Genomic DNA, 25837 nt, shown 5'->3' on the forward strand with positions numbered 1-25837 from the left:
ATCCCGACTCAGCCGCGACCGCCCCGCTCCACGGGGCCAGGAAAGGACAGGCCCATGCGCTTCGAGATCCTCCGACTGGACGACGCCCACGGCACCGCCGCCGACCCCCTCATCGCCGACGCCGAGACCGTCCGCGAGCTCGTCCAGGCCGCCGCCCGCACCGGCGAACGCCTGCTCATCCGTCCGTGCCCGACCGTCTGACCGGGCGCGGCCCCCGGGAGCCCGAGCACTCCCCCGCCGCCGACGAGCCCGGCCCGTCCGACCCGGACGTTCCGATACCCGACTGACGCCCCGTCATCGCAGCAGCGACAACGGGGCGTCAGCGCGTCCGGGCCCGCACGCCGCCCCGCTCCGGCGCGCGCCGCCCACGTTTGCCGCCGCCCCCCGCTGGACATTTCCCAACAGGAGCCGCCCGCACCGCGCCCACCCCGCGCCGCGCGGGCACCCGCCACCGACAGGTGCCGCCGAAACCGCCCTCCGTACGGGTGATCGTCCTTGACGCGGCGGTCCGGAGGGAGGAGCGTTGACGGCTATGAGGGGCGAGCCCAGCTGCCCGAGGTGCGCCGGTCGGGTCCGCGCCCCCGGTCTGTTCTCAGACACGTGGCAGTGCGACCGGCACGGCGCCGTGCATCCGATGCAGCCGGTGCTGCCCCCGAGCGTGGAGGCCCTCGGCGTCGCCGTCGCCCGCTCCCAGGTCCCCGTCTGGATGCCCTGGCCGCTGCCGGTCGGCTGGCTGTACACCGGGATCGCGCACGTCGGCGACGACGTCTCGGGGGCCCGCGCCACCGCCGTCGCCTGCTCCGGACCGGCGCCGCTGGGCGGTTTCGGCGAACTGGTGCTGGTCGCCGAGGAACTGGGCGTGGGGCTCGGCGCCCGGTACGCGGGCCTGTCCGGGCCGGACCCGGGCGATTCCGTCGGCCTCTACAAGCCCGCCGACGCCAAGCTGATGGCGGCCGGCCGGCCGACGCCGATGTTCCACGTGCCGGACGCCCCGGCGGACCGCGCGGTGTTCGTCGGCGAGGCCCGCGGCCTCTGGCTCTGGGCGGTGGCCTGGCCGGAGCAGTCGGCGCTGGTGATGTACGACGAACTGGTGCTGACCGACCTGCGGGACGCCGGCGCGGAGCTGGACCTGCTGCCCTGCGGGGCCCTCTCCCCCCGCCTGCTGGGCTGACCCTCCCCCGGCCCCGTCGCACTATCCTGGGCGTCACCCGCCGGCAGGCCGTGCCGGCGCCAGCGCCGCCCGGCGCCGACCCCCGAGGGAGCACCACCCGTGCGCATCGACCTCCACGCCCACAGCAACGCCTCCGACGGCACGGACAGCCCGGCCGGCCTGGTCGCGGCGGCCGTCGGGGCCGGGCTGGACGTGGTGGCGCTGACCGACCACGACACGGTGGCGGGCCACACCGAGGCGGCCGACGCGGTGCACGCGCTGCCGCCCGGCACCCGGCTGACGCTGGTCCCCGGCGCGGAGCTGTCCTGCGTGGTCGACGGCATCTCGATGCACCTGCTCGCCTACCTCTTCGACCCGGCCGAGCCCGCCTTCGCCGCGGAGCGCGAACTGGTGCGCACCGACCGCTTCCGGCGCGGGCGGGCGGTCGTCGAGCGCTGCCGCGCACTGGGCGCGGACATCAGCTGGGAGCAGGTGCGGCGGATCGCCGGAGCGGGCTCGGTGGGCCGTCCGCACATCGCCAGTGCGCTGGTGGAGGCGGGCGTGGTGGCCTCGGTGTCGGACGCGTTCACGGCGGACTGGCTGGCCAACGGCGGGCGGGCGGACGTCCGCAAGCACGAGACCGACCCGGTGACGGCGGTCCGGCTGGTCCGGGAGGCCGGCGGGGTGCCGGTCTTCGCCCACCCGGGGGCGGTCAAGCGCGGGCGGACCGTCTCCGACCGGGTCATCGCCGACCTCGCGGCGGCCGGGCTGGCCGCGCTGGAGGTCGACCACATCGACCACGACGAACCCACCCGGGAGCACCTGCGCGGCCTGGCCGCCGAGTTGGGGCTGCTGACCACCGGGTCCAGCGACTACCACGGCGCCCGCAAGACCGTCCGCCTCGGCGAGTTCACCACCGACCCGGCCGTCTACGAGGCGCTGGTGGACCAGGCGACCGGCGCGAAGCCGATCGGCGGCTGACCACCGCCACGCGCCGTGGCGCCCTGCACCGTGACGCCACGCGCCGTGGCGCCGTGTGCCGTGACGCCGGGTCAGTCCAGCCGGACACCGCGGCGCTGCGGGTCGCGCAGGTCGGTGCCGTGCTGGAGCCAGCGCTCCTGGAGGGCCGCCGCGCCGTGCACCCGCTTCCAGCCCGCCTCGTTGGGCGTCATCGGCAGCAGCGGCAGGAAGCGGACCGGGTCGGCCGGCTCGTCCAGCTCCACGTCCTCCACCAGCCCGCCCGGCTCGGCGGCCAGGACGGAGGTGAACGGCGCGCCGTCCCAGAGCGGGGCGCCGAGGTCCAGCGAACCACCGGGGGCCACCACCAGGCCCTCCACCTGGGGCGTCGCGGCGAAGGTGGCCAGCGACCGGAGCACGCCGTCGCGCCCGCCGCGGATCGTCAGGACCAATTCGGCGCGCGGGCCGCGGACCTGGTCGACCACCGCCGCGCCCGGGTCGGCCATCGGCGCGGCGGACATCCCGAGGGTGGCGTAGCGGACCAGGCCCTCCGCGTCGGGGCCGAAGCGCAGCACCTCGATGCGGTCGGCCCCGAGGAAGGTGACGGCGGCGCGGCCGCTCGGTTCGCCGAGGACGGTGAGCAGCCGGGCCTCGACGGCGGCCAGCACCGCCGCGCGGGAGGGGCCGTGCGGGCTGCCGCCGGAGGGGTCGCCGAAGAGCGGGAAGTCGTGGGCCATGCCGGTGAGCGTAACCCGCGCACCACGGGCAGTTGGCACGGCCTTTACGTGAACGCGGGCGCGGCAAAGGCGGCTCGGGTGTTAGTGTGAGCGACTGGCTACCGGGGATCCCCATCCCGCGGGGCAGCGGCGCGAAGGAGGTGGTTGCGGTGGATACCAGCCGACCATGCAGTACCGGCAGCTCTACCCGGCCCGATCGCCTTCCCCGTACCCCTCGGCGCGCGGGCTGAAACAGCGGGCCTGAGAGGCCCCGGCAGTCGCCGGCCTCCTCCCCAGCACCGCGGACCCCAGCCTCCCCGTGCGGCCGCACGGCGGAACTCCGGTCCGGCCGGGAGAGCACCCCACCGACGTCCGGCCGTTCCGTTCCCCGTGCCCCGGCAAGGCACCCAGGACGGCCGTGGGCGCCGGAGTCCATCGGTGTTCCTCCGCCGTCGCACCGCGGCCGTCCGTCCCCACGCCGTCGTGCGGCGGTTCCTGCCCCAGGGAGCCAGCCATGTCGATGATCAACAGCCTGCGCGCAGCCGTCCGCACCAACCGCCGCCGCTCCGCGGCCCTGTTCGACTCCATCCACCCCGGCGAGACCCCGTCGGCGGTGGTGGACTGCGCCGTCTACCAGCACGGCAAGCGGCACGGCGAGACGTGCAGCCCGCGCGAGGCGGCCCGGCTGGTCAAGGCGTCGAAGCAACTGCCGGACGGTGAAGGATCGTTCAGCTGGATCGGGCTGCACGAGCCGACCGAGGCGGAGTTCGAGGGCATCGCGCAGCGCTTCGGGCTCCACCCGCTGGCGGTCGAGGACGCGGTGCACGCGCACCAGCGCCCGAAGGTCGAGCGCTACGACGACGTGCTGTTCGCGGTCTTCCGGACGATCCGGTACGTCGACCACGACCAGCTGACCCCGACCAGCGAGGTGGTCGAGACCGGCGAGCTGATGGTGTTCGCCGGGCGGGACTTCGTCATCACCGTGCGGCACGGCGGGCACAGCTCGCTGAAGGAGCTGAGGCACCGGCTGGAGGCCGACGCGGACGGCTCGGGGCTGCTCGCCAAGGGCCCGTCGGCGGTGCTGCACGCGATCGCCGACCACGTGGTGGACAACTACCTGCTGGTCGCGGACCAGTTGCAGAACGACGTGGACGAGATCGAGTTCGAGGTCTTCTCCAACCGGGGCGGGCGGGGCGCCGACGTCGGGCGGGTGTACCAGCTCAAGCGCGAGGTGCTGGAGTTCAAGCGGGCGGTGGCGCCGCTGCTGCGGCCGATGCAGCAGCTGTCGGAACCGCTGCAGCGGCTGGTCGACCCGGAGATCCAGAAGTACTTCCGGGACGTCGCCGACCACCTGGCCCGGGTCACCGAGCAGGTGCACGGCTTCGACGAGCTGCTGAACTCGCTGCTCCAGGCCAACCTGGCCCAGGTCTCGGTGGCGCAGAACGAGGACATGCGCAAGATCACCGCCTGGGCGGCGATCTTCGCCGTGCCCACCATGATCACCGGCGTGTACGGGATGAACTTCGAGTACATGCCGGAGCTGCACCACAAGTACGGCTACCCGATGGTGCTCGGCAGCGTGGTGCTGATCTGCGTCGGCATGTACCGGGGCTTCCGCCGCAACGGCTGGCTCTAGGGCCCCGGCCCGGCTGCTGCCCACCGGCCGGGCTGCCTGCGGCCCGGCTACCGCCGGCCGGCGCGGGCGACCAGGACCAGGCCGGCCAGGATCAGCACCACCGCCGGGTAGGCGGCGGCCGGCGGCCACTGGCCGAGCCAGAGCGCGGCGATCAGCGCGGCGCCCGGGGTCTCCAGCAGGATCGCGGTCGAGGTGACCGAAGGGCCGAGGCTGCGCACCACCCGGTTGCTGAGCGAGTGGCCGAGCAGCTGGGCGGTGACCATCAGCAGCACGATCTGCCACCAGGCCCCGGCGGGCCAGCCGGACAGCGGCGTCCCGGCGGCCAGGCAGACCACCAGCAGCACGACCGCCGTGGTGGCGTAGCAGACCAGCGTGTACGCGGTGGTGCTGACGGTGCGCCGGACCTCGGCGCCGAGCAGCATGTACCCGGCGGCGGCGAGCCCGGCGGCGAGCGCGAGGGCGTCACCGGCCAGGGCGCGCGACGAGAGCGAGAGGTCGACGCCGGTGAGCACCAGGACGCCGGCGAAGGCGACCGCGGTGCCGAGCCACACCATCCGGGGCGCCCGCACCCCGAGCAGCCGCATCAGCACGATGGTCCACAGCGGGGTGGTGGTGACCAGGGCGGTCGCGGAGGCCACCGAGGTCATCCGCAGGCTGGGCATCCAGAGCGCGAAGTGGACGGCGAGCAGGGCGCCGGCCGCCATGGCGAGCAGCAGCGCGCGGCGGGAGACGGCGCGCAGTTCGGCGCGGTGGCGCAGCAGCGCCCAGGGGCCGAGCACCCCGACCGACATGAGGTTGCGCCAGAAGGCGATGGCCAGGGCGGGCGCGGCGGTGGCGCTGATCAGCGGGGCGGAGAGCGAGATGCCCGCGACGGAGACGGCGAGCAGCAGCAGGTCCGTCCTGGGCAGCGGGCGCACGGGGCCGGCCGGCGCGACGGACCCCGGGGCGGGCGCCGCGGCGGAGGCGGGGGCGGGGGCGGGCGCGGCGGGCGCGGCGGTCTCGGGCCGGGCGGCGGGCACGGCGCTCCTCGGGTCGGCGGTGCGGGGCGGCTCCTACGGTAAGGCCCGTGCGTCGTCCACGGAACTGTCGACCGAACCGCGGACCCTCGCCCGGTCGGCGCAGGCCGTACGCTGTGCGCCATGGACCGTACGCCTGCCGCAGCCGCGACCGCCGACGACTTCCTCGACCGGGCCCTGTTGGAGGAGGCCGCGAAGAAGTCCGGTCTGCTCTGGGTCCGGGCGGACGGCCAGGAGCACGCGCGGGCGCTCTGGCACGCCTGGCACGACGGCGCGGTGGTGGTGGTCGGCGACGGCGCCGAGCAGCCGCTGCACGGGCTGGCCGGCGGCGCGGGCGCGACGGTGACCGTCCGCAGCAAGGACAAGGGCGGCCGGCTCACCGGCTGGCCGGCCCGGGTGGTCGAGCTGGCGCCGGGCGGCGAGGCCTGGCTGGGCGCCGTCGAGGAGCTGAAGGGCAAGCGGCTGAACGCGCCCGACACCGACACCATCGCCGACCGCTGGGCCCGCGAGTGCCGGGTGCTGCGGCTGGAGCCGGCCGGTGCGGCGGGCGCCGAACTCGCCGAGCGGCCCGGCGCGATGCCGCAGGACTCGCACGTCGCGGCCCCGATGCCCACCCCGGCCACCACCCGCCGCCCGGTCCCGGCCGGCCTGCCGAAGCTGCTGCTGAAGCGCCGCAAGGGCTGACGCCCCCTCCCCTCCCTTCCCCTCCCCTCCTTCCGCCGGCCCCGGCCACCCCGCCGACCGATTCGCCCGGTTTCACCGAGCCCGGGCGGGAATGCCCGAGTAGCCTTGGCCGCGGGGCGTGCCCGCGCGCCCGACCAGGCGTCGAGCGAGGCGAGGGAGTCCAGAAGTCCATGGCAGGGCCAGGCAACCGGGTCTTCATCTCGCACCTGTCCGGCATCGCCGTCTTCGACCCGAACGGCGACCAGGTCGGCCGGGTCCGGGACGTCGTGGTCACCCTGCGCCTCGCCGGCCGCCCGCCCCGGGTGCTCGGCCTGGTGGCGGAGGTGGTCGGCCGGCGCCGGATCTTCCTGCCGATGACCAGGGTGACCAGCCTGGAGTCCGGCCAGGTGATCACCACCGGCGTGATCAACATGCGCCGCTTCGAGCAGCGCCCCGCCGAGACGCTCGTCCTCGCCGAACTGCTGGACCGCACCGTCACCTGGAGCAAGACCGGCCAGGACGTCACCGTCCTGGACGTCGCGATGACCCAGACCCGGCTGCGCGAGTGGCAGATCAGCAAGGTCTTCGTGCAGGTCGGCCGGGTCGGCCGGCTGCGCAAGGCGCGCGGCGAGACGCTCACCCTGGACTGGCAGGACGTCACCGGCTTCACCCTCCCCGAGGAGAACCAGGGCGCCGCCAACCTGCTCGCCACCTTCGACCAGCTGCGCGCCGCCGACCTCGCCAGCGTCATGCACCACCTGTCCGCCAAGCGCCGCGCCGAGGTCGCCGCCGCGCTCGACGACGAACGGCTCGCCGACGTCCTGGAGGAGCTGCCCGAGGACGACCAGGTCGAGATCATCGGCAAGCTGAAGGACGAACGGGCCGCCGACATCCTGGAGGCGATGGACCCGGACGACGCCGCCGACCTGCTCTCCGAGCTGCCCGGCGACGAGGCGGAGCGGCTGCTCCAGCTGATGGAGCCGGACGAGGCCGAGCCGGTGCGCCGCCTGCTGACCTACGAGGAGAACACCGCCGGCGGTCTGATGACCACCGAGCCGATCGTCCTGGAGCCGGACGCCACGGTGGCCGAGGCGCTGGCCCGGGTGCGGGTCTCCGACCACAAGCCGGCCCTCGCCGCGCAGGTCTTCGTCTGCCGCCCGCCCAACGAGACCCCGACCGGCAAGTACCTGGGCACCGTGCACTTCCAGCGGCTGCTGCGCGAACCCCCCTACACCCTGGTCGGCTCACTGGTCGACGACGACCTCGACCCGCTGCCGCCGGACACCCCGCTGTCGCTGATCACCAGCTACCTGGCGACCTACAACATCGTCGCCGCGCCGGTCGTCGACGACGCGGACCACCTGGTCGGCGCGGTCACCGTGGACGACGTGCTCGACCACCTGCTGCCGGAGGACTGGCGGGAGGCCGCGCTGCACGGCGGACCCGCCGAGGAGAGCGACGAGAGGGAGGTCACCGGTGGACGCTGACCGCAAGGGCCGGCGGGACGAGTCCCCGCGCCAGCGGCTCCAGGGCGAGCTGCGCCAGCTGCGCCAGTTGCGCGAACTGCGGGCCCGCGAGGGCGCCCGGGACCGCCGCGCCGAGGCCGCCGCGACCGGCCCGGCCCCCCGCAGCCGGCTCGACCAGCCGCGCACCGCCCGCCCCGGGCTGATCACCCTGCCGTCCTACGACCCGGAGGCCTTCGGCAAGCTCTCCGAGCGGATCGCCCGCTTCCTCGGCACCGGCCGGTTCATCGTCTGGATGACGGTGGTGATCATCCTCTGGGTCGCCTGGAACACCCTGCTGCCCGACGCCGCCCGGTTCGACGACTACCCCTTCATCTTCCTGACCCTGATGCTCTCCCTCCAGGCCTCCTACGCGGCGCCGCTGATCCTGCTGGCGCAGAACCGGCAGGACAACCGGGACCGGGTCAACATGGAGCAGGACCGGGCCCGCAGCGACCGCAACATCGCCGACACCGAGTACCTGACGCGCGAGGTCGCGGCCCTGCGCCAGGGCCTCGGCGAGGTCGCCACCCGCGACTTCGTCCGCTCCGAACTCCAGGCGCTGCTCAAGGAGATCGACGAGCGCCGGGAGGCCCCCGAGATGCTGTGACCCGCAGCACGCTACCGACCGGTTCTGCACCCCGCGCGGCGCCGTACCATCAAGGCATGGCCAACGAGACAGAGGTCGCGACCGGCGCCACGGAGGAGTCCGTGCGCCAGGCGCTGGCGACCGTCAACGACCCGGAGATCAACCGCCCGATCACCGAGATCGGCATGGTGAAATCGGTCGAGATCGGCGAGGGCGGCGCCGTGCGGGTCGCGGTCTACCTGACCGTCTCGGGCTGCCCGATGCGCGACACCATCGTCACCCGGGTCCGCGAGGCCGTCGGCCGCGTCCCCGGCGTGACCGGCATCGAGGTCGAGCTCGACGTGATGAGCGACGAGCAGCGCAAGGAGCTCTCGCAGCTGCTGCGCGGCGGCGCCCCCGAGCGGGAGATCCCGTTCGCCAAGCCCGGCACGCTGACCCGCGTCTACGCGGTCGCCTCCGGCAAGGGCGGCGTCGGCAAGTCCTCGGTGACCGTCAACCTGGCGGCCGCGATGGCCGCGGACGGCCTGAAGGTCGCCGTGGTGGACGCCGACATCTACGGCCACAGCGTGCCGCGCATGCTGGGCGTCGACGGCCGGCCCACCCAGGTCCAGGACATGATCATGCCGCCGCAGGCGAACGGTGTGAAGGTCATCTCGATCGGCATGTTCACCCCGGGCAACACCCCGGTGGTCTGGCGCGGCCCGATGCTGCACCGCGCGCTGCAGCAGTTCCTCGCCGATGTGTACTGGGGTGACCTGGACGTCCTGCTGCTGGACCTGCCGCCCGGCACCGGCGACATCGCCATCTCGGTGGCCCAGCTGGTCCCCAACGCCGAGATCCTCATCGTCACCACGCCGCAGATGGCCGCCGCCGAGGTCGCCGAGCGGGCCGGCACCATCGCGGTGCAGACCCACCAGAAGATCGTCGGCGTGATCGAGAACATGTCCGGCATGCCGTGCCCGCACTGCGACGAGATGATCGACGTCTTCGGCACCGGCGGCGGCCAGACCGTCGCGGACGCGCTCACCCGCACCGTCGGCGCCACCGTCCCGGTGCTCGGCTCGATCCCGATCGACGTCCGCCTGCGCGAGGGCGGCGACGACGGCCGCCCGGTCGTCCTGGCCGCCCCCGACTCCCCGGCCGGCACCGCCCTGCGCGCCGTCGCCGGCAAGCTCGGCGGCCGCCGGCGCGGCCTGTCCGGCCTCTCCCTCGGCCTCACCCCGAAGAACAAGTTCTGACGCGGCACCAGCCGACGCCCGCGGGGGCCCGCCGGATCACCTCCGGCGGGCCCCCGCGGGCGTTCCGGAGGCGTCCTACGGGCGGGTGTAGGCGATCAGGTCGGGGACGGCGGTGAAGCCGGCGCCGTAGGCGCTGACGCCGCGGCCGTAGGCGCCGAGCAGGACGCCGGGGGCCTCGCCGGCGAGCACCCAGCCGTACTCGGACTCGCGGTAGCGGAACGGCTGCGGCAGGCCGTTCACCGGGAGGCTGAGGGTGGACCAGCCGGGGCCCTCCAGGTCGTCGGCGAGGTCCCAGGCGAGCGTGGACTGCTGGTCCAGCCAGTCCTGGCGCCGCGCGCGGTCCAGCTGGGCCGGCCAGGTGGCGGCGAGCAGGCCGGAGCCCGCCAGCCAGGCGGCGGAGGAGGCGGACGTCGCCTCCAGGGTGCCGGTGTTGTCGGCGCTGCGGCGGCTCTCCCGGCGGGCGACGGTGACGACGACGGCGAACTTCCGCACGTCGCGCGGCTCGAACTGGCGGGCCGGCTCCTCGCCGTGGCCGAGGCTGCCGTAGTCGACGGTGCCGTGGGCGCCCGCCCGCGGGCCGCCGAAGCCGCTCGGCAGCAGGAAGCGGCGGCCGCTCCAGCCCTCGTCCAGGCCGTACCAGGCGAAGTCCGCGGACAGGTACGGCACCAGCGGGTCCGCCGGGCCGGCCTGTCCGCCGACCACGGGTCCGCCGGCCGTGGCCGTCCCGACCGCCTGACTCGTCGCGTCCATCCCCGGGGCCTCCTCAAACGACGTTTGCCTGCCGTGGCGCGCTCCCATCGTGGCCCACCACGGCGTCCCTGCCGACCGTCTCCGGCCCGGGCGGGACCGGAAAGTGACAGACGGCACAGCGGGAACAATCAGCACAATAGCGGCGCCTGCGCCGCAGCCCCGCCCGACCGTCGGGTCGCCGCCCTGATTCCTCGCCCCGGAGGCGGGCCGGCTACGTCGCGTCGGGGTCGAACGGGGGGCGCTCGCCGGGGGCGAGCGGGGCGCCGGCCGCGGCGGGGGCCGGGGCGGCGGCGGACTTGTCGAAGGAGACGCTGCCCGTGCGGCCGGTGCCGTTCACCGGGGTGGCCGGCTTGTCGTCCAGCACCGAGCGGATGTCGAGGGTGTCCCGCATCTCCTTGAGGCCCAGCGGGTCCTCGTCGCCGCCCATCAGCTGCTTGCGCACGAAGGTCTTCGGGTTGAGGTCCTCGAACTCGAAGTCCTTGAACTCCGGACCCAGCTCGCTGCGGATGTCCTCCTTCGCGGTGTCCGCGAAGGACCGGATCTTCCGGATGAAGCCCATGGTGTCCTGGATCAGCTTCGGCAGCTTGTCCGGACCGAAGATCACGATGGCCATGATGACCAGGGTCAGGATCTCCAGTGTGCCCACGTCGCTGAACACCAAAGCTCCCTAAGCTCGCGATCGGATCGGACAGACGCTCCTCACAGCGTAATGGCCGCCGACGGGTCCATGACCCCCGATGTGATGAAGCCGTGGTGAAGACCCGCCGATGATCAGGGCCGCGAGTGCCTCCCGGGGCCTACCTGTTCTCGTGGTGCAGACCGGCGACGCCGGAGCTCGGCGAACGCTCGGGAAGCTCGTACGGCGGCGTGCCCCGGGTGACCGCCACCGGGCGCAGCGGCACGTCCGCCGCCGGCACCTGGGCGTTCATCGGGACCATTCCGCCCCGTCCGCCGCCCGCCGGGCTGACCGTGGTGCCGTGCTGGTCGTCGCCCGGGCCGGCGATGGTGCCGACGCCGCCGAGCGTCACCGCGGCGACCGAGAAGGCGCCGGCCGCGGCGAAGACGAAGCGCCGTCCGCGCGCCGGGGCCGGCCGGACCACCGGGGCGGCGGCCGCCGCCAGCGGCTGGACGGGGGCGTCGGGGCGCGGCGAGCGCCGTCCGATCAGCGGGCGCAGCACCGAGCCGCGGCCGAACGCGCGGGGGTCGACGCCGGGCACCGGAGCGTCGGCGCCGAGCGCGCCCGCGCCGAAGGAGGCCCCGGCGCCGCGGCCGAACGAGCCGCCGTCCAGCCGGCTGCCGCCGAGCGTGCCGGCGGCCGTGACGCCGCCGCCGGGCAGGTCGTCGTCGTCCCGGTGGGAGCGGTCGCCGCGCGGCGGCTGTTCGTCCTCCGGGAGCGCGCCGACGGCCATCAGCCGGGCCATCAGCCCGGAGGACGGGCCGGGCGTGCCGGTGCGGGTCAGCAGGTGTTTGACGGCGCGGCCCTCGTCGGCCTCGGCGAGACACTGCGGACAGGTCGCCAGATGGGCCTGCACGCGGTCGCGCGAGTCATGGCCGAGTTCGCCGTCGAGGAAGGCGGACAGCCGCTCCCCGAGGTGGTGCTCCTCGGCGGCCGGCTCGACGGCCCGCACGGCGACGGCCCGCAGCGCCGGCTCGCCCGCGGGCGCCGGGTGCGGCGCGCCGTCGCCGTGCGGGCCGTCCTGGCCCCGTCGGCCCAGTGCGGGCCAGCCGCCCCGGCGGGCGGCGGTGCGGCCGGGCGTCTCCGGGTGGCCCGGCCCCGATCGGCCGGTTCCGCTCACGATCGCCTCCGTCCGCGCCCGCCGGGCGCGACCGCGGCCCCGCCGGCGGCGGCGCCGACCGGCACCGGCTGCTCCTCGGCCCCGCCGCCGCGGCGCTCGCGGCCGGGGGCCGAGCCGGGGGCGCGGTGCTTGAGCGCGGCGCGCAGGTGCGAGCGGCCGCGGTGGATGCGGCTGCGGACGGTGCCGAGCTTGACGCCGAGCGTGGCCGCGATCTCCTCGTAGGAGAGGCCCTCGATGTCGCAGAGGACGACGGCGGCGCGGAACTCGGGCGCCAGGGTGTCCAGCGCGTGCTGGACGTCGGCGTCGAAGTGGGTGTCGCTGAAGTGCTGGGCCGGGCTCGGCTCGCGGGAGGCGAGGCGCTCGGCCGCGTCCTCGCCGAGCGCGTCGAAGCGGATGCGCTGGCGGCGGCGGACCATGTCCAGGAAGAGGTTGGTGGTGATCCGGTGCAGCCAGCCCTCGAACGTGCCGGGGGTGTAGGTGGACAGCGAGCGGAACACCCGGACGAAGACCTCCTGGGTGAGGTCCTCGGCGTCGTGCTGGTTGCCCGTCAGGCGGTAGGCGAGACGGTAGACGCGGGCGCTGTGGGCCTCGACGATCTCCTCCCAGGTGGGCGGAGTCCAGGTCTGCGCGTCGGGGCCCTCGGCGAAGCTCGCGAGGGCGGGGGCCTCGGCAGTGCCGGCGGCGCGCGCCCCGGGCGCGGGGGCCGGCTGGTCCAGGGTGGAGTGCGCAGGCTGGTTCATCACGGGCTTCGGCGTACGGGTCGACGCGGTGCCGCGGGGGTGCCGCCGCACGGGGACGTCGCCCTCGGCCACACCTCCTCGGTCGGCTCTTCTGCCCAGCAGGGCCACCACCATATCCACCTCGCCCGTCAAGCCCGGATAAGAAGTGTCCGGGACCACCCGGCCCGGATTCCGGGCCCGGAGGGTCTCCGGGAGGCCCCGTTCCCCCGGTCCCTGCTCCACCAACGGCCCGCCGCCGTACGCGGTTCCCGTCCGGACAGTAATCTGTGGCAGGAAATATCGACATCCGCTCGGCGCCGGGCCGTCACCCGGGGCTCCGAAAGAGGCAGCCATCAGCGAGTTCGGGCCCGCGCGCGCGGCCCTCGCCGACACCTACGTCGGCGAGGACGCGGTGCTGACCTACGCCCGGGCGCAGTCCGCGCGCACCGGGATCAGGGCGATCGGGCCCAGCGGCGGCGCCTGCCTGCGGCTGCTGGCCGCCGCGCTGGATGCCAAGGCGGTGGCCGAGATCGGCACCGGGACGGGCGTCTCCGGGGTGTACCTGCTGCGCGGGATGCGGCCGGACGGGGTGCTCACCACCGTCGACTCCGAGCCGGTGCGCCAGCAGCTGGCGAAGGAGGCGTACCAGGCGGCCGGGTTCGCGGCCAACCGGTCGCGGTTCATACCGGGCCGCGCGCTGGAGGTGCTGCCGCGGCTCGCGGACGGCCAGTACGACCTGGTGTTCTGCGACGGTGACCCGGCGGAGTCCCGGGAGTACCTGGCGGAGTCGCTGCGGCTGCTGCGGCCGGGCGGGATGGTCTGCTTCGAGGGCGTGTTCCAGGAGGGCCGGCTGGCCGAGCCGGATCTGCAGGACCCGCAGACGCAGTCGGTGCGGGACCTGGTCCAGGCCGTCCGGGAGAGCGAGGCGCTGCTGCCCGCGCTGCTACCGGTCTCGGACGGGCTGCTCTGCGCCGTGAAGCGCTGAGGGCCGGGGCCGGCGGGAACGTGCCGGGCGGCCCGGACAAAGTACGGGGCCCGGGCCGACACGACGGTCGGACCCGGGCCCGGCAGCACATCTCCAGGAGATGGCGAGCACCTGCTGCGGTCAGCCGCAGGCCTTCTTCAGGGCCTCGCCGAGGGCGTCGGCCTCGTCAGGCGTGAGCTCCACCACGAGGCGTCCGCCGCCTTCGAGCGGAACGCGCATGATGATGCCCCGCCCCTCTTTGGTGACTTCGAGCGGGCCGTCACCCGTCCGCGGCTTCATGGCCGCCATGCTCGTTCCCCTTCCTGCAACCGCTCAGCTACGCACCGGCAGTCCGTCCACCGCCGGTATCGAACGCATTGATCGGAAGCCATTATCCCGCATGCCACGGCCTGATGACCAACATCACTCTCGGTGCAACCTCGTCCGGACCACCGCAATCCCGGTCAATTTCCGGCATAAGCCCCGGCGCGGCGGCGGTCCGGACGCCGCCGAAAGGTGCGATACCTCACACTCCCCAGGTGACCGGGCGCTCCGGCATCCTGGCAGCGACGATCAGAGCCGATCACGACCGAGGGAGCCCTCGCCCATGTCCGATTCCGTGCTGTACGAGCTGGACGGCGGCCTGGCCGTCATCACCGTCAACCGCCCCGAGGCGATGAACGCGCTGGACGTGGCGACGAAGGTGGCGCTGCGGGACACCGTGACCGCCGCCGCCGGGGACCCGGCGGTGCGGGCGGTGCTGCTGACCGGCGCGGGCGACCGGGCGTTCTGCGTCGGCCAGGACCTCAAGGAGCACCTGGGCCTGCTGAAGCGGGCGGAGGAGACCGGCGAGGGCGCGCTGAAGACCGTCGCCGAGCACTACAACCCGCTGCTGCGGGCGCTGGCCGGGATGCGCAAGCCGACGGTGGCGGCGGTCGGCGGGGTGGCGGCCGGCGCGGGCGCCTCGCTGGCCTTCGCCTGCGACTTCCGGATCCTCTCGGACACCGCCGGCTTCAACACGGCGTTCGCCGGGATCGCGCTGACCGCCGACTCCGGCGCCTCCTGGACGCTGCCGCGGCTGGTCGGGCACGCCCGGGCGACCGAGCTGCTGATGCTCCCGCGCACCGTGAAGGCGGCCGAGGCGATGGAGCTGGGCCTGGCCACCAAGGTCGTGCCGGCCGCCGAACTGGCGGCCACCGCGCGGGTGTTCGCCAAGGAGCTGGCCGAGGGCCCGACGGTGGCCTACGGCGCGATCAAGGAGTCGCTGGCGTACGGCGCCTCGCACTCGCTGAGCGAGCTGCTCGACAAGGAGGACGAGCTGCAGACGCTGGCCGGCGAGAGCGAGGACCACCGGATCGCGGTCCGCGCCTTCATCGCCAAGGAGAAGCCGGCGTACCTGGGGCGGTAGCCGGCCTCCCCCGGACCGGCCGGCCCGCCGGGCCCCGCCGCACCCGCCGCCCGCTCAGCGCGCCACCCGGGCGTGGCAGTCGGCGAGGTGGTCGTCGACCAGTCCGCAGGCCTGCATCAGCGCGTACGCGGTGGTCGGGCCGACGAACCGGAAGCCGGCCTTCTTCAGGGTCCTGGCCAGCGCCGTCGACTCGGGCGTGACGGCCGGCACCTCGCCGAGCGTGCGGGGCGCCGGCCGGTCCGGGTCCCCGGCGAACTGCCAGATCAGCGCGTCCAGTCCGCCGTCGAGGTCGCGGGCGACCTTCGCGTTGGCGATCGCCGCCTCGATCTTGGCCCGGTTGCGGATGATGCCGGTGTCGGCGAGCAGCCGCTCGACGTCGGCCTCGCCGAACTCGGCCACCGCGGCGATCTCGAAGCCGGCGAAGGCCGCCCGGAAGCCCTCGCGGCGGCGCAGGATGGTGATCCAGGACAGGCCGGACTGGAAGGCCTCCAGGCAGACCCGCTCGAACAGCGCGTCGTCGCCGCGCACCGGGCGGCCCCACTCGGTGTCGTGGTAGACGCGGTAGTCGTCCGCCGAGTCGCCCCAGCCGCAGCGGCGCAGCCCGTCCGCGCCGAGGACGGCACCACCGGGTTCGGCGCTCACCGCGCCCCCTCGGGCTTCGCGTCCTCGGGCCCCTGCGCCGGGGAGGACGGCGCTGCGGGGGCCTTGGTGAGGGCGACCGCGGGCTCGACGACCCGGGCGAACTCCTCCAGGCCGGGCAGCGGTTCGGCGCCGGGCTGCGGGCCGTCGCCGGCCTCGACGGCGCCGCGCACCACGGCCAGCGCCTCCAGTTCGGCGATCCGGGCGTCCCGGTGGGCGAGTTCGGCGCCCAGCCGGTCGAGGACGTCGTCCACCTCGTCCATCCGGTAGCCGCGCACGGCCATCGGCAGCCGCAGTGCCTCGACATCGCCCTGGCCCAGCGGACGGTCCTGCGGCAACCGGGCGGAGATACGGTCCTGCACGGCCTCCGGCAGCGAACCCCCGCCGCCCAGCGCCACCAGCGCGGCGCCGCCGACCACCACGGCCATCGCCACCACGATCACCCAGAACACGAGCGGTCCTCCCGATTTTCCGGCCGGCCCCGACTGGAGTGGGATCATGGTCCCGATGGGCCGGGGGCCATCATCGCACCCGCAGCAGCTGTGGAGGAGACATCGGTGGCACTGCGCCTGGGACCACGGGAATTCGGCGACGACGAGCTGGTGATCATGGCGATCGTCAATCGCACACCCGACTCCTTCTTCGACAGGGGCGCGACCTTCGCGGACGAGGCCGCGTTCGCCGCGGCCGACCGCGCGATGGCCGAGGGCGCCGCGATCCTGGACATCGGCGGGGTGAAGGCCGGCCCGGGCGACGAGGTGACCGTCGAGGAGGAGCTGCGGCGCACCGTGCCGTTCGTGGCGGAGCTGCGCAAGCGCCACCCGGAGGCCGTGATCAGCGTGGACACCTGGCGGCACGAGGTCGGCGAGGCGGTCTGCGAGGCGGGTGCGGACCTGCTGAACGACGCCTGGGGCGGGGTGGACCTGCGGCTGGCCGAGGTCGCCGCCCGGTACGACGCCGGGCTGGTCTGCACCCACGCGGGCGGCGCCGAGCCGCGCACCCGCCCGCACCGGGCCGGCTACGAGGACGTGATGGCGGACATCCTGCGGGTGACCGTCGGGCTGGCGGAGCGCGCGGTGGAGCTGGGCGTGCGGCGGGACGCGGTGGTCATCGACCCGGGGCACGACTTCGGGAAGAACACCCGGCACTCGCTGGAGGCGACCCGGCGGCTGCCGGAGATGACCGCGACCGGGTTCCCGGTGCTGGTGTCGCTGTCCAACAAGGACTTCGTCGGCGAGACGCTCGACCGGCCGGTGGACGAGCGGCTGCTCGGCACCCTGGCGACCACGGCGGTCTCCGCCTGGCTGGGCGCCCGGGTGTACCGGGCGCACCAGGTGGCGGAGACCCGGCAGGTGCTCGACATGGTCGCCTCGATCCGCGGCACCCGCCCCCCGGCGGTCGCCCGCCGGGGCCTGGCGTGATCCTGGCGGCGAGGCCTCAGATCTCGGTCGCCGGGCGGCGGGCCTCGGCGAGGATCTTCATGACCTCGTCGATCTCGTCGGTGACGTGGAACAGCTCCAGGTCGTGCGGGGCCGCCTTGCCCTGCGCGACCAGGGTGTTCCGCAGCCAGTCGACCAGCCCGCCCCAGTAGGCGCTGCCGAAGAGGATCACCGGGAAGCGGGTGACCTTCTTCGTCTGCACCAGGGTGAGCGCCTCGAACAGCTCGTCCAGCGTGCCCAGCCCGCCGGGCAGCACGACGAAGCCCTGCGCGTACTTCACGAACATCGTCTTGCGGACGAAGAAGTAGCGGAAGTTCAGGCCGAGGTCGACGAACTCGTTGAGCCCCTGCTCGAAGGGCAGCTCGATGCCGAGCCCGACGCTGAGCCCGCCGGCGTCCGAGGCGCCGCGGTTGGCCGCCTCCATCGCGCCCGGACCGCCGCCGGTGATCACCGCGTAGCCGGCCTCGGCCAGCGCCCGGCCGATCGCCACGCCCGCCGCGTACTCGGGCGAGTCGACCGGGGTCCGGGCGGAGCCGAAGACGCTCACCGCGGGCGGGAGTTCGGCCAGCGCGCCGAAGCCCTCGACGAACTCGGAGGTGATCCGCAGCACCCGCCAGGGGTCGGTGTGCAGCCAGTCGGTGGGACCGGTGGTGTCCAGCAGGCGCTGGTCCGTGGTGCTCTCGCCGACCTGGTCCCGGCGCACCAGCACCGGGCCCTTCTGCTTCTCGGGCCACGCCTTCGTCGGGCGCGGCTCGCCCACCTGCTCGGGGCCGTGACCGTAGTGCTTTTCGTCTCCAGTGCCTGTCATGACGAAACCCTACGCCCGCCCCTCCCCGTTTTCAGGCAACGGTGGAAGGTCGGTTGGGCAACCGGAAGGTGGCCTTCGGCCGCCGGCCGGCCGGGCCGCCTCAGGCGGTCAGCCAGGCGCGCAGCCGCTCCTCGGTCGCGGCGATGGCGCTCAGCGAGCAGTGCTCGTCCCGCTTGTGCGCCATGTTCGGGTCGCCGGGGCCGTAGTTGACCGCCGGGACGCCGAGCGCGCTGAACCGGGCCACGTCCGTCCAGCCGAACTTGGCGCGGGCGGTGCCGCCGGTCGCTTCGAGGAACGCCCGCGCGGCCGGCTGGTTCAGGCCGGGCAGCGCCCCCGGGGCGAAGTCGGTCACGGTGACCTCGAAGCCGTCGAAGACCTCGCGCACGTGCTTCTCGGCGTCCGCCTCGTCGCGGTCCGGGGCGAAGCGGAAGTTGACCGTCACCACGCACTCGTCGGGGATGACGTTGCCGGCCACGCCGCCGTCGATGCGCACCGCGTTGAGGCCCTCGTGGTACTCCAGCCCGTCGATCTCGACCAGCCGCGCCCGGTACTCGGAGAGCCGGCGCAGCACCTCGCCCGCCTTGTGGATGGCGTTGTCGCCGAGCCAGCTGCGGGCCGAGTGGGCGCGGACGCCGCCGAGCCGGACCTGTGCGCGCAGGGTGCCCTGGCAGCCGCCCTCGACGACCGCGCCGCTGGGCTCCATGAGCACCGCGAAGTCGGCGGCCAGCCAGTCGGGGTGGGCCTGGGCGAGGTGGCCGAGGCCGTTGCGGCTGGCCTCCACCTCCTCGCAGTCGTAGAAGACGAAGGTGAGGTCCCGGTTGGGCTCGGGCAGGGTGGCGGCGAGCCGGAGCTGGACGGCGACGCCGGACTTCATGTCCGAGGTGCCGCAGCCGTGGAGCAGGTCGCCCTCGACCCGGGAGGGCACGTTGTCGGCGATCGGCACGGTGTCGATGTGGCCGGCGAGCACGACCCGCTCGGCGCGGCCCAGGTGCGTGCGGGCGACCACGTTGTTGCCGTACCGGTCGACGGTCAGGTGCGGGTGGGCGCGCAGGGCCGCCTCGATCGCGTCGGCGAGTGCCTGCTCGTCGCCGCTGACGGAGGGGAAGTCGACCAGCTGGGCGGTCAGCGCGCCGCCGTCGAGGGTGAGGTCCAGGGGCGTCTTCGGGCTGCTCATGGTTGCTCAGCCTAGTCCGCCGGGCAGGGCGCTCCGGAGCGACTCCGTGACACGGCGACGGCAACCATCCGTCACCGCACATCCGTCCGAGTGGGTACGGTGTCGGTTCGGACGTGCTCGGCGGAGAGGGGCGGCGGTGGCGAGGCGAGAGGGCGGCGGCGACGGTGGCGAGGGTGCGGCGCCGCGGCGGCGCCGGCGGCCGCTGCGGGTGGTGCTGGTCGGGCTGCTGGTGCTGGCCGTGGTCGCGGTGGCGCTGTTCTGGCTGCGCGACAACAAGCTGCTGACCCCCGAGGGCTGCTCGGTGCGGACGCCGGCCGGCGAGGGCACGCTGGAGGTCCCGCAGGCGGCCAACGCGGCGACCATCGCCGCCGTCGCGCACGCCCGCGGCCTGCCGGACCGGGCGGTGACCATCTCGCTGGCCACCGCGATGCAGGAGTCCAAGATCCGCAACCTGTCCGGCGGCGACCGCGACTCGGTGGGCCTGTTCCAGCAGCGCCCCTCGCAGGGCTGGGGCACCGTGCAGCAGATCATGGACCCGGTCTACGCGACCAACAAGTTCCTGGACGGCCTGGTCAAGGTGCCCGGCTACACCCGGCTGCCGCTGACCGACGCGGCCCAGCAGGTGCAGAAGAGCGGCTACCCGCAGGCCTACGCCAAGCACGAGACCAAGGCCACCCTGCTGGCCTCCGCGCTGACCGGCCGCGAGGCGGCCTCGCTGAACTGCGTGGTGCACGACTTCGCCGAGCCGGACACCGACGCGCAGAGCGCCGCGCCGGCCGCCCAGGCCGGGGCCACCGCGGGCGCCGCCGCACCGGCCGCCCCCGACCGGGCCCAGGTGCTGAGCGACCGGGTGCGCCGGGAGTTCGGCCGGACGGTGACCCCGGCCACGGGCTACGCGTCCACGATCAAGGGCGCGGAGAACGCCGTCTCGCTGACCCCGGACCCGACCGCCTCCACCGACTCCGGCCCGGACGCCGAGCGGCAGAACGGCTGGGCGGTGGCGCACTGGGCGGTGACGCAGGCCCAGAAGCTGGGCATCGAGACGGTCGCGTACGACGGGAAGATCTGGCGGCAGGCCAAGTCCGAGGACGGCTGGAAGCCGCAGCCGACCGGGACGTCGGCCAAGCTGGTGCTCGTCTCGCTGGCCGCCCCCGCCAAGGGCTGAGGGCGCCGCTCCCGGGCGGTTGACGCACTGGTGTCCGGGTTGCCGCCGCCCGGGTGATTCGCGTCAATCCGGGTGGACGGCCCGCCCGCCGGGGCCGGCGGGGCGCAGAACCGTCACTCCCCTTGGGCCGTCCTGGGCGCACGCCCCCCGCCCGGGGCCCGGACCGGCCCCCTCACAGTCCGACCGTCCGATCGTCGGACCGGCGTTTTCCTTGCACGGCCCGAAACCTTCTGGCTTCTCAAGCGGTAACAATCCCGTCCGCCCGGCGGACGGGACGGACCCAGACCCTCCGAGGAGCCCCATGTCTCACCCCCTCACGCGCCGGATCGCCCAGGCCGCACTGCTCGTGGCGGCCGGCGCGACCCCGCTGGTCGCGGCCGGCTCCGCGTCCGCCGCCGACGCCCTGCTTCCGAAGGGCGACCTGGCCGCCCCGCTGGGCCAGCTCACCAACACCGACGCGGGGTCCACCCTGCAGCACACCACCCACCAGCTGGGCCAGGCCGCCGGCACCACCGGCGCCGCGACCGTCGCCGCGGGCGTGCCCGCCACCACCGACGCGACCGGCAGCATCATCGCCCAGCAGCTCCCCGAGGCGAACGAGAAGGCCGGCTCGCTGACCGCGCCGATCGACCAGACCGCCGCCACCACCGGTGAGCTCTCCACCATCACCCCGAAGGTCGCCCGGGCGCTGGCCGGCAAGCTCGGCGAGGCCGTCACCGGCAAGAGCGCCACCCCGCAGCGCAGCGCCCAGGCCGGCCTCAGCCCGGTCGGCAACCTCGCCGAGACCGGGAGCACCCTGACCGGCGCGGTGCCGGGCGGCAGCGGGGTCGCCCAGGCCGTCCCCAGCACCACCGCCGTCACCGACGCGCTGCCGATCGGCACCGTCACCCGGGCGCTGCCCTCCGGCCTGCCCGCCGCCGACCTGCTCGGCCTCGCCGAGCACGGCTCGGCCAACCGCCTCGGCGGTGCCGACCTCGGCCCGAACAGCCCGCTGAGCGGCCTGTCCGGCCTGACCGGCGCGCTCGGCCCGATCAGCGGCCTGCTGGGCGGCCTCAACGGCGGTTCCCTCAACGGCCTGCCGATCGGCTGAGCCCGCGTCGGCCGGGCCCACCGCCCGCGCGACGGCGAGGGGCCGGCGTCCGCGATCCCGGACGCCGGCCCCTCGTGCGTTCCCGCGCCGGCCGCGCCGACCGCGCGGCCACCGCCCCGCTAGCGCGCGGCGCCCGCCGCCCGCAGCCGCTCCACGGCGGCGGCGACCCGCTCGTCGGTCGCGGTGAACGCGACCCGCACGAACCGCCCGCCCGCCGGACCGTAGAAGTCGCCGGGCGCCACCAGGATGCCCAGCCCGGCCAGTTCGGCCACCGTCTCCCAGCACGGCCGGTCCTGGGTCGCCCACAGGTAGAGGCTGGCCTCGGAGTGCTCGATCCGGAAGCCGTAGGCCTCCAGGGCCCCCCGCAGCGCCGCCCGCCGGGCCGCGTAGCGCTCCCGCTGCTCGGTCACGTGCGCGTCGTCCCCGAGCGCGGCGGCGGTCGCCGCCTGCACCGGAGCCGGCACGATCATGCCGCCGTGCTTGCGCACCTCCAGCAGCTCCCCGACCACCACCGGGTCGCCCGCCACGAAGGAGGCCCGGTAGCCGGCCAGGTTGGAGCGCTTGGACAGCGAGTGCACCGCGAGCAGGCCCTCGTGGCCGCCCCCGCCGCACACCTCGGGGTGCAGCACGGAGACCGGCTCGGCCTCCCAGCCGAGCTCCAGGTAGCACTCGTCGCTGACCAGCAGCGCCCGGTGCTCACGCGCCCACTCGACCGCGCGCCGCAGCTCCCCCGCGCCGAGCACCCGCCCGGTCGGGTTGGACGGCGAATTGACCCACAGCAGGCGCACCCGGGAGCCGTCCAGCTCGTCCACCGAGTCGTACTCGACCGGCTCGGCCCCGCACAGCCGCGCGCCCACCTCGTAGGTCGGGTAGGCCAGGCGCGGGTAGGCGACCTGGTCGCCGGGGCCGAGGCCGAGCTGGGTCGGCAACCAGGCCACCAGTTCCTTGGAGCCGACGGTCGGCAGGACCGCCTGCGGGCCGATCTCCGCGCCGAGGCGGCGGCGCAGCCAGCCGGCGATCGCCTCGCGCAGCTCCAGCGGCCCCCGGACGGTCGGGTAGCCCGGGGTGTCGGAGGCCGCGGCGAGCGCCTTCTGGATCACCTCGGGCACCGGGTCGACCGGGGTGCCGACGGAGAAGTCGCAGAGCCCGCCGGGGTGGGCCAGCGCGGTCGCCTTGTACGGCTCCAGCTTGTCCCAGGGGAACACCGGCAGCAGGTCCGAAACGCGGCGCGCCGCCCCCGGGTGGCCCGGGAACGGCGCGTGCGTGCTGTTCTTGGTACTCACAGCTCAGTTGCCACCAGTCGTCAGTGGTCGGCGTTCTGCGGCGGCAGAGCGGCGATGAACGGGTGGTCGCGCTCGATCAGGCCGAGCTTCGAGGCACCGCCGGGCGAGCCGAGGTCGTCGAAGAACTCGACGTTCGCCTTGTAGTAGTCCTTCCACTCCTCCGGCGTGTCGTCCTCGTAGAAGATCGCCTCGACCGGGCAGACCGGCTCACAAGCGCCACAGTCGACACACTCATCCGGGTGGATGTAGAGCGATCGCTCGCCCTCGTAGATGCAGTCAACCGGGCACTCTTCGATGCACGCCTTGTCCTTGACGTCGACACAAGGCTGCGCGATGACGTAGGTCACGCTGTCGTTCCTCCTCGGAAGGGCTCGGCGGCCCATTCTGTTTTCTCGCGTGCGCGGGTGAGCGCGGCGTCGTCGATGCCCGCCCCTAGTATCGCGGGTCGGAGACCGCAAATGCACAGGAGGTGCCCAGATGGCCGCCGAAGGGCCGGTTCACGACCGTCCGGAGGTCCGGATAGATCGCTCTGACGTGGGCCGCAGGGTCAGTGTCCGGCGGCTCTCCGGGTTCACCGGCGACAACCGGCCAGTGTTCCGCGATGTGATCGGCGTGCTCGCATCCTGGGACGACGCCGGGCTCACGGTGGTGCCCCGCAGCGGCGGTCCGGTCTCCTTCGACGAGAAGCTGCTGGTCGCGGGCAAGGCCGTGCCGCTCTTCCCGGCCCGGCGGGCGCCGCTGCCGCAGGCCGCTCCGGCCGCGCTCCAGCGGACCGCCGCCCGCGGCTGGCCCGCCGTCGAGCAGGAGCCGCTGGGCGGGTGGACGCTGCGCGCCTCGGCCGGCTTCACCCGGCGCGCCAACTCCGTGCAGGCGCTCGGCGACCCCGGTGTGCCCCTCCGCGAGGCGCTCACCACCGTGCGCGGGTGGTACGCGGCACGCGGGCTGCCCGCCTGGGTGGAGGTCACCACCCCCGGCTCGCCGGAGGAGCTGCGCGCCGAGCTGGACGCGCTGGGCGCGCGGTACGCGCCCACCCTGGTCCGGGTGGCCCCCCTGGCAGCGCTGAGCAGGCCCGCGGACCGGGCCGGCCTGGACCGGGTGCGCCTCGCCCGGGCCGCCTCCCCCGGCTGGATGTCGCTGTACCGGCGGGTGACCGGTGACCCGGCGGCGGAGGAGGCCGCCCGCGCGGTGCTCCACGGCGGACCCTCGGTCTGGTTCGCGACCGTCCACGACACCCCCGGCCACGCGGCCGGGAGCGGGACCGCCCCGCCCGTCCTGGCCATCGGGCGCTGCGTCGTCGACGGGCCGTGGGCCGGCTTCGCCGCCGTCGAGGTGGCGCCCCGGGCCCGCCGCCGCGGCCTGGCCACGGCGGTGATGGCGGTGCTCGCCGCCCGGGCCGCCGAGGAGGGCGCGAGCGGCGCCTACCTGCAAGTGGAGGCGGACAACGACGGGGCGATCGCGCTCTATGACGGATTGGGCTTCACGACCAGTCACACTTACCACTACGCGCTCCTGCCGCAGGGGTAGGACGCCCCGCACCCGCCCGACCGCCCAGGGACCGCCCGACCGTCCGCCCGTCCTACGAAAGCCGCCGCCACCGCCGTGACCGAGCAGAGCAGAGCACGCTTCCGGACCGAGGCCCGGGCCGAGCACCCCGATCCGGTGCTGCTCTGCCTGCTCGCGGCCGCCGAGCACACCCACGCCCCCGATCCGGACGACCTCCAGGGGCCGCCCTCGGCCGACGCCCTGCTCGCCGCCTGCTCGGCGGCCCTGGAGCGGCACGCGGCCGCCGTCCGGCTCGCCGTCGCCGAGCGGGCGCCCGCCGGGCCGGAGGAGACCGCGGCCCTGCTGGCCGCCGTCCTCGGCGGGCGCGAGCGCTTCCACGGTCGGAAGTCCGACTACCGGCGGCTGGAGTCCTCGCTGCTGCCCGACGTGCTGCGGCGCCGGCGCGGACTGCCGATCATGCTCGCGCTGGTCTGGTGCGCCGTCGCCCGGCGGGCCGGGCTCACCGTGCACGGCATCGCCCTGCCCGGCCACTTCGTCGTCGCGGTCGGCGGGCCCGCCGGCGGCGAGGACTACGTCCTGGCCGACCCGTTCCACGGCGGCCGACTGCTCGACCTCGACGACGTGGCCCGGCTGGTGCACGCCGCCGGACACGAGTTCACGCCCGAGCTGCTCACGCCCGCGCAGCCGCTGGACATCGTGCTGCGGGTGCTCGGCAACATCCGGACCTGGGCCGCCGACCGCCCCGAGCACGCCCGCACCCAGCTGTGGGCCACCGAACTCGCCCTGCTGCTCCCCCGCCACCCCGCCCAGCTGCGCCTCGAACGCGCCGAGCTGCTGGTGCGCACCGGCGACTTCCTGGGCGGGGCGGAGGAGATGGACGAGTACGCCGGGATCCTGGACGCCTTCGACCCGGACGCCGCCGCCAAGGTCCGCCAGGAGGCCAGGGCCGCCCGGCACCGGCTGAACTGAGGGGCCCGGCCGGCTACAGCCAGCCCTTCTCGCGGGCGATCCGGACCGCTTCGGCGCGGTTGCGGGCACCGGTCTTCTGGATCGCCATCGAGAGGTAGTTGCGCACCGTCCCCTCGGACAGGTGCAGCCGCCCGGCGATGTCCGCGTTCACCGCGCCGTCCGCCGCGGCCGCCAGCACGTCCCGCTCGCGCGCCGTCAGCGGGTTCGCCCCCTCGGCCAGCGCGGCCGCGGCCAGCGCCGGGTCGATCACCCGCTCGCCGCGCAGCACCCGGCGGATCGCCTCGGCCAGCTCGGCGGCCGGCGCGTCCTTCACGAGGAAGGCGTCCGCGCCCGACTCCATCGCCCGGCGCAGATAGCCGGGGCGGCCGAAGGTCGTCGCGATCACCACCTTGGTCTGCGGCCGCCGCTCGCGCAGCAGGGCCGCCGCCTCGATGCCGGTCATCCCCGGCATCTCGATGTCCAGCACCGCCACCTGCACGTCGTGCGCGACCGCCGCGTCCACCACCTCGTCGCCGCGGCCGACCTGGGCGACCACGTCGATGTCGCCCTCCAGCCCGAGCAGCGCGGCCAGCGCCTCCCGGACCATCCCCTGGTCCTCCGCCAGCAGCACCCGCACGGAGGGCCGGTCGTTCCGAATGTCACTCATGGCGCCCGACCCTACGG

The 25837-nt window shown here is 75.0% G+C and carries 29 protein-coding genes; 15 read left to right on the forward strand and 14 right to left on the reverse strand.

The features are described 5' to 3' along the window. Nucleotides 1-54 precede the first annotated feature (54 nt). The 3 genes from ACF1AK_RS26475 to ACF1AK_RS26485 all read left to right on the forward strand — a co-directional run bounded on the left by ACF1AK_RS26475 (nt 55) and on the right by ACF1AK_RS26485 (nt 2131). Complete coding sequence (locus ACF1AK_RS26475) at nt 55-201, forward strand: hypothetical protein (RefSeq protein WP_380288655.1); 147 nt, start codon at nt 55-57, stop codon at nt 199-201. Between the two features lie 331 nt (nt 202-532). Next, nucleotides 533-1171 (forward strand): DUF6758 family protein, encoded by a 639-nt coding sequence (locus tag ACF1AK_RS26480; protein WP_391501323.1) that lies wholly within the window; start codon nt 533-535, stop codon nt 1169-1171. Nucleotides 1172-1270: 99 nt separating this feature from the next. After that, nucleotides 1271-2131: a PHP domain-containing protein gene (locus ACF1AK_RS26485; protein WP_391501324.1), complete on the forward strand. Its 861-nt coding sequence runs from the start codon at nt 1271-1273 to the stop codon at nt 2129-2131. Between the two features lie 71 nt (nt 2132-2202). Here the strand turns inward: ACF1AK_RS26485 and ACF1AK_RS26490 are convergent, their stop codons facing one another. Next, on the reverse strand, nt 2203-2844 hold the full coding sequence (locus tag ACF1AK_RS26490) for a suppressor of fused domain protein (protein WP_391501325.1): 642 nt from the start codon (nt 2842-2844) through the stop codon (nt 2203-2205). A 493-nt stretch (nt 2845-3337) separates the two neighbouring features. Here ACF1AK_RS26490 and corA point away from each other — a divergent pair, with 493 nt between their 5' ends. Continuing rightward, a complete protein-coding gene (gene corA / locus ACF1AK_RS26495) occupies nt 3338-4459 on the forward strand; it encodes a magnesium/cobalt transporter CorA (RefSeq protein ID WP_380288663.1) in 1122 nt (373 codons plus the stop codon). Nucleotides 4460-4506: 47 nt separating this feature from the next. On the opposite strand, the gene ACF1AK_RS26500 is transcribed toward corA, so the two are convergent. Further along, complete coding sequence (locus ACF1AK_RS26500) at nt 4507-5478, reverse strand: DMT family transporter (RefSeq protein ID WP_391501326.1); 972 nt, start codon at nt 5476-5478, stop codon at nt 4507-4509. Between the two features lie 120 nt (nt 5479-5598). Here ACF1AK_RS26500 and ACF1AK_RS26505 point away from each other — a divergent pair, with 120 nt between their 5' ends. The 4 genes from ACF1AK_RS26505 to ACF1AK_RS26520 all read left to right on the forward strand — a co-directional run bounded on the left by ACF1AK_RS26505 (nt 5599) and on the right by ACF1AK_RS26520 (nt 9467). Next, complete coding sequence (locus ACF1AK_RS26505) at nt 5599-6159, forward strand: hypothetical protein (protein ID WP_391501327.1); 561 nt, start codon at nt 5599-5601, stop codon at nt 6157-6159. Nucleotides 6160-6329: 170 nt separating this feature from the next. Continuing rightward, nucleotides 6330-7625 carry a magnesium transporter MgtE N-terminal domain-containing protein gene (locus ACF1AK_RS26510; RefSeq protein ID WP_391501328.1) on the forward strand — a complete coding sequence of 432 codons (1296 nt, stop codon included), beginning with the start codon at nt 6330-6332 and terminating at the stop codon, nt 7623-7625. Nucleotides 7626-7701: 76 nt separating this feature from the next. Further along, nucleotides 7702-8250, forward strand: coding sequence for a DUF1003 domain-containing protein (locus tag ACF1AK_RS26515; protein WP_391501455.1), 549 nt, complete (start codon nt 7702-7704; stop codon nt 8248-8250). A 56-nt stretch (nt 8251-8306) separates the two neighbouring features. Further along, the gene (locus tag ACF1AK_RS26520) at nt 8307-9467 is read left to right on the forward strand and encodes an Mrp/NBP35 family ATP-binding protein (protein ID WP_391501329.1); all 1161 of its coding nucleotides are present in this window, start codon (nt 8307-8309) and stop codon (nt 9465-9467) included. A gap of 75 nt (nt 9468-9542) precedes the next feature. Here ACF1AK_RS26520 and ACF1AK_RS26525 read toward each other — a convergent pair whose 3' ends face one another. The 4 genes from ACF1AK_RS26525 to sigE all read right to left on the reverse strand — a co-directional run bounded on the left by ACF1AK_RS26525 (nt 9543) and on the right by sigE (nt 12753). Next, entirely contained in the window at nt 9543-10217 is a 675-nt protein-coding gene (locus tag ACF1AK_RS26525) for a hypothetical protein (RefSeq protein ID WP_391501330.1), read from the reverse strand. A 211-nt stretch (nt 10218-10428) separates the two neighbouring features. Then, nucleotides 10429-10875 carry a sec-independent translocase gene (locus tag ACF1AK_RS26530; RefSeq protein ID WP_391501331.1) on the reverse strand — a complete coding sequence of 149 codons (447 nt, stop codon included), beginning with the start codon at nt 10873-10875 and terminating at the stop codon, nt 10429-10431. A gap of 139 nt (nt 10876-11014) precedes the next feature. Further along, entirely contained in the window at nt 11015-12013 is a 999-nt protein-coding gene (locus ACF1AK_RS26535) for a zf-HC2 domain-containing protein (protein ID WP_391501332.1), read from the reverse strand. Continuing rightward, nucleotides 12010-12753 (reverse strand): RNA polymerase sigma factor SigE, encoded by a 744-nt coding sequence (sigE, locus tag ACF1AK_RS26540; RefSeq protein WP_391501456.1) that lies wholly within the window; start codon nt 12751-12753, stop codon nt 12010-12012. The genes ACF1AK_RS26535 and sigE overlap by 4 nt, the downstream gene beginning before the upstream one ends. A gap of 331 nt (nt 12754-13084) precedes the next feature. On the opposite strand from sigE, the gene ACF1AK_RS26545 reads away from it, so the two are divergent. Continuing rightward, on the forward strand, nt 13085-13717 hold the full coding sequence (locus ACF1AK_RS26545) for an O-methyltransferase (RefSeq protein ID WP_391501457.1): 633 nt from the start codon (nt 13085-13087) through the stop codon (nt 13715-13717). A 120-nt stretch (nt 13718-13837) separates the two neighbouring features. Here the strand turns inward: ACF1AK_RS26545 and ACF1AK_RS26550 are convergent, their stop codons facing one another. Beyond that, complete coding sequence (locus ACF1AK_RS26550; protein ID WP_014137929.1) at nt 13838-14005, reverse strand: DUF3117 domain-containing protein; 168 nt, start codon at nt 14003-14005, stop codon at nt 13838-13840. A gap of 298 nt (nt 14006-14303) precedes the next feature. Here ACF1AK_RS26550 and ACF1AK_RS26555 point away from each other — a divergent pair, with 298 nt between their 5' ends. Further along, nucleotides 14304-15104 (forward strand): enoyl-CoA hydratase-related protein, encoded by an 801-nt coding sequence (locus ACF1AK_RS26555; RefSeq protein WP_391501333.1) that lies wholly within the window; start codon nt 14304-14306, stop codon nt 15102-15104. Between the two features lie 54 nt (nt 15105-15158). On the opposite strand, the gene ACF1AK_RS26560 is transcribed toward ACF1AK_RS26555, so the two are convergent. Both ACF1AK_RS26560 and ACF1AK_RS26565 read right to left on the reverse strand, forming a co-directional pair. Beyond that, on the reverse strand, nt 15159-15746 hold the full coding sequence (locus ACF1AK_RS26560; RefSeq protein WP_391501335.1) for a DNA-3-methyladenine glycosylase I: 588 nt from the start codon (nt 15744-15746) through the stop codon (nt 15159-15161). Next, nucleotides 15743-16195, reverse strand: a complete 453-nt coding sequence (locus ACF1AK_RS26565; RefSeq protein WP_391501336.1) for a DivIVA domain-containing protein — start codon at nt 16193-16195, stop codon at nt 15743-15745. Before ACF1AK_RS26565 ends, ACF1AK_RS26560 begins: the two co-directional genes overlap by 4 nt. 156 nt (nt 16196-16351) lie before the next feature. On the opposite strand from ACF1AK_RS26565, the gene folP reads away from it, so the two are divergent. After that, nucleotides 16352-17164 carry a dihydropteroate synthase gene (gene folP, locus ACF1AK_RS26570; protein WP_391501458.1) on the forward strand — a complete coding sequence of 271 codons (813 nt, stop codon included), beginning with the start codon at nt 16352-16354 and terminating at the stop codon, nt 17162-17164. A gap of 16 nt (nt 17165-17180) precedes the next feature. Here folP and ACF1AK_RS26575 read toward each other — a convergent pair whose 3' ends face one another. Together ACF1AK_RS26575 and dapE are read right to left on the reverse strand one after the other, a co-directional pair. Then, nucleotides 17181-17990 carry a TIGR00730 family Rossman fold protein gene (locus ACF1AK_RS26575; RefSeq protein ID WP_391501337.1) on the reverse strand — a complete coding sequence of 270 codons (810 nt, stop codon included), beginning with the start codon at nt 17988-17990 and terminating at the stop codon, nt 17181-17183. Between the two features lie 100 nt (nt 17991-18090). Then, nucleotides 18091-19164 carry a succinyl-diaminopimelate desuccinylase gene (gene dapE / locus ACF1AK_RS26580; RefSeq protein ID WP_391501338.1) on the reverse strand — a complete coding sequence of 358 codons (1074 nt, stop codon included), beginning with the start codon at nt 19162-19164 and terminating at the stop codon, nt 18091-18093. 136 nt (nt 19165-19300) lie between these two features. On the opposite strand from dapE, the gene ACF1AK_RS26585 reads away from it, so the two are divergent. After that, nucleotides 19301-20329, forward strand: coding sequence for a hypothetical protein (locus tag ACF1AK_RS26585; protein WP_391501339.1), 1029 nt, complete (start codon nt 19301-19303; stop codon nt 20327-20329). A gap of 301 nt (nt 20330-20630) precedes the next feature. Next, nucleotides 20631-21419: a hypothetical protein gene (locus ACF1AK_RS26590; protein ID WP_391501340.1), complete on the forward strand. Its 789-nt coding sequence runs from the start codon at nt 20631-20633 to the stop codon at nt 21417-21419. A 119-nt stretch (nt 21420-21538) separates the two neighbouring features. Here the strand turns inward: ACF1AK_RS26590 and dapC are convergent, their stop codons facing one another. Together dapC and fdxA are read right to left on the reverse strand one after the other, a co-directional pair. Continuing rightward, complete coding sequence (gene dapC, locus ACF1AK_RS26595; protein WP_391501341.1) at nt 21539-22702, reverse strand: succinyldiaminopimelate transaminase; 1164 nt, start codon at nt 22700-22702, stop codon at nt 21539-21541. A 20-nt stretch (nt 22703-22722) separates the two neighbouring features. Further along, nucleotides 22723-23049 carry a ferredoxin gene (gene fdxA, locus ACF1AK_RS26600; RefSeq protein ID WP_030061559.1) on the reverse strand — a complete coding sequence of 109 codons (327 nt, stop codon included), beginning with the start codon at nt 23047-23049 and terminating at the stop codon, nt 22723-22725. Between the two features lie 130 nt (nt 23050-23179). Here fdxA and ACF1AK_RS26605 point away from each other — a divergent pair, with 130 nt between their 5' ends. Both ACF1AK_RS26605 and ACF1AK_RS26610 read left to right on the forward strand, forming a co-directional pair. Continuing rightward, the gene (locus ACF1AK_RS26605) at nt 23180-24226 is read left to right on the forward strand and encodes a GNAT family N-acetyltransferase (RefSeq protein WP_391501342.1); all 1047 of its coding nucleotides are present in this window, start codon (nt 23180-23182) and stop codon (nt 24224-24226) included. Between the two features lie 75 nt (nt 24227-24301). Then, complete coding sequence (locus tag ACF1AK_RS26610; RefSeq protein ID WP_391501343.1) at nt 24302-25174, forward strand: transglutaminase family protein; 873 nt, start codon at nt 24302-24304, stop codon at nt 25172-25174. A 13-nt stretch (nt 25175-25187) separates the two neighbouring features. Here the strand turns inward: ACF1AK_RS26610 and ACF1AK_RS26615 are convergent, their stop codons facing one another. Continuing rightward, on the reverse strand, nt 25188-25820 hold the full coding sequence (locus ACF1AK_RS26615; protein WP_391501344.1) for a response regulator: 633 nt from the start codon (nt 25818-25820) through the stop codon (nt 25188-25190). Nucleotides 25821-25837 lie beyond the last annotated feature (17 nt).

Origin of the sequence: Kitasatospora sp. NPDC015120 (assembly GCF_043080305.1) — a bacterium.
Lineage (GTDB): Bacteria > Actinomycetota > Actinomycetes > Streptomycetales > Streptomycetaceae > Kitasatospora.

Excerpts from the sequence above, each read along its gene's own strand:
- ACF1AK_RS26475 (WP_380288655.1), top strand. The coding sequence starts at position 55 with ATGCGCTTCGAGATCCTCCGACTGGACGACGCCCACGGCACCGCCGCC.
- ACF1AK_RS26480 (WP_391501323.1), top strand. The coding sequence starts at position 533 with ATGAGGGGCGAGCCCAGCTGCCCGAGGTGCGCCGGTCGGGTCCGCGCC.
- ACF1AK_RS26490 (WP_391501325.1), bottom strand. The coding sequence starts at position 2,844 with ATGGCCCACGACTTCCCGCTCTTCGGCGACCCCTCCGGCGGCAGCCCG.
- corA (WP_380288663.1), top strand. The coding sequence starts at position 3,338 with ATGTCGATGATCAACAGCCTGCGCGCAGCCGTCCGCACCAACCGCCGC.
- ACF1AK_RS26505 (WP_391501327.1), top strand. The coding sequence starts at position 5,599 with ATGGACCGTACGCCTGCCGCAGCCGCGACCGCCGACGACTTCCTCGAC.
- ACF1AK_RS26510 (WP_391501328.1), top strand. The coding sequence starts at position 6,330 with ATGGCAGGGCCAGGCAACCGGGTCTTCATCTCGCACCTGTCCGGCATC.
- ACF1AK_RS26520 (WP_391501329.1), top strand. The coding sequence starts at position 8,307 with ATGGCCAACGAGACAGAGGTCGCGACCGGCGCCACGGAGGAGTCCGTG.
- ACF1AK_RS26525 (WP_391501330.1), bottom strand. The coding sequence starts at position 10,217 with ATGGACGCGACGAGTCAGGCGGTCGGGACGGCCACGGCCGGCGGACCC.
- sigE (WP_391501456.1), bottom strand. The coding sequence starts at position 12,753 with ATGAACCAGCCTGCGCACTCCACCCTGGACCAGCCGGCCCCCGCGCCC.
- ACF1AK_RS26550 (WP_014137929.1), bottom strand. The coding sequence starts at position 14,005 with ATGGCGGCCATGAAGCCGCGGACGGGTGACGGCCCGCTCGAAGTCACC.
- ACF1AK_RS26555 (WP_391501333.1), top strand. The coding sequence starts at position 14,304 with ATGTCCGATTCCGTGCTGTACGAGCTGGACGGCGGCCTGGCCGTCATC.
- folP (WP_391501458.1), top strand. The coding sequence starts at position 16,352 with ATGGCGATCGTCAATCGCACACCCGACTCCTTCTTCGACAGGGGCGCG.
- ACF1AK_RS26575 (WP_391501337.1), bottom strand. The coding sequence starts at position 17,990 with ATGACAGGCACTGGAGACGAAAAGCACTACGGTCACGGCCCCGAGCAG.
- dapE (WP_391501338.1), bottom strand. The coding sequence starts at position 19,164 with ATGAGCAGCCCGAAGACGCCCCTGGACCTCACCCTCGACGGCGGCGCG.
- ACF1AK_RS26590 (WP_391501340.1), top strand. The coding sequence starts at position 20,631 with ATGTCTCACCCCCTCACGCGCCGGATCGCCCAGGCCGCACTGCTCGTG.
- ACF1AK_RS26605 (WP_391501342.1), top strand. The coding sequence starts at position 23,180 with ATGGCCGCCGAAGGGCCGGTTCACGACCGTCCGGAGGTCCGGATAGAT.
- ACF1AK_RS26615 (WP_391501344.1), bottom strand. The coding sequence starts at position 25,820 with ATGAGTGACATTCGGAACGACCGGCCCTCCGTGCGGGTGCTGCTGGCG.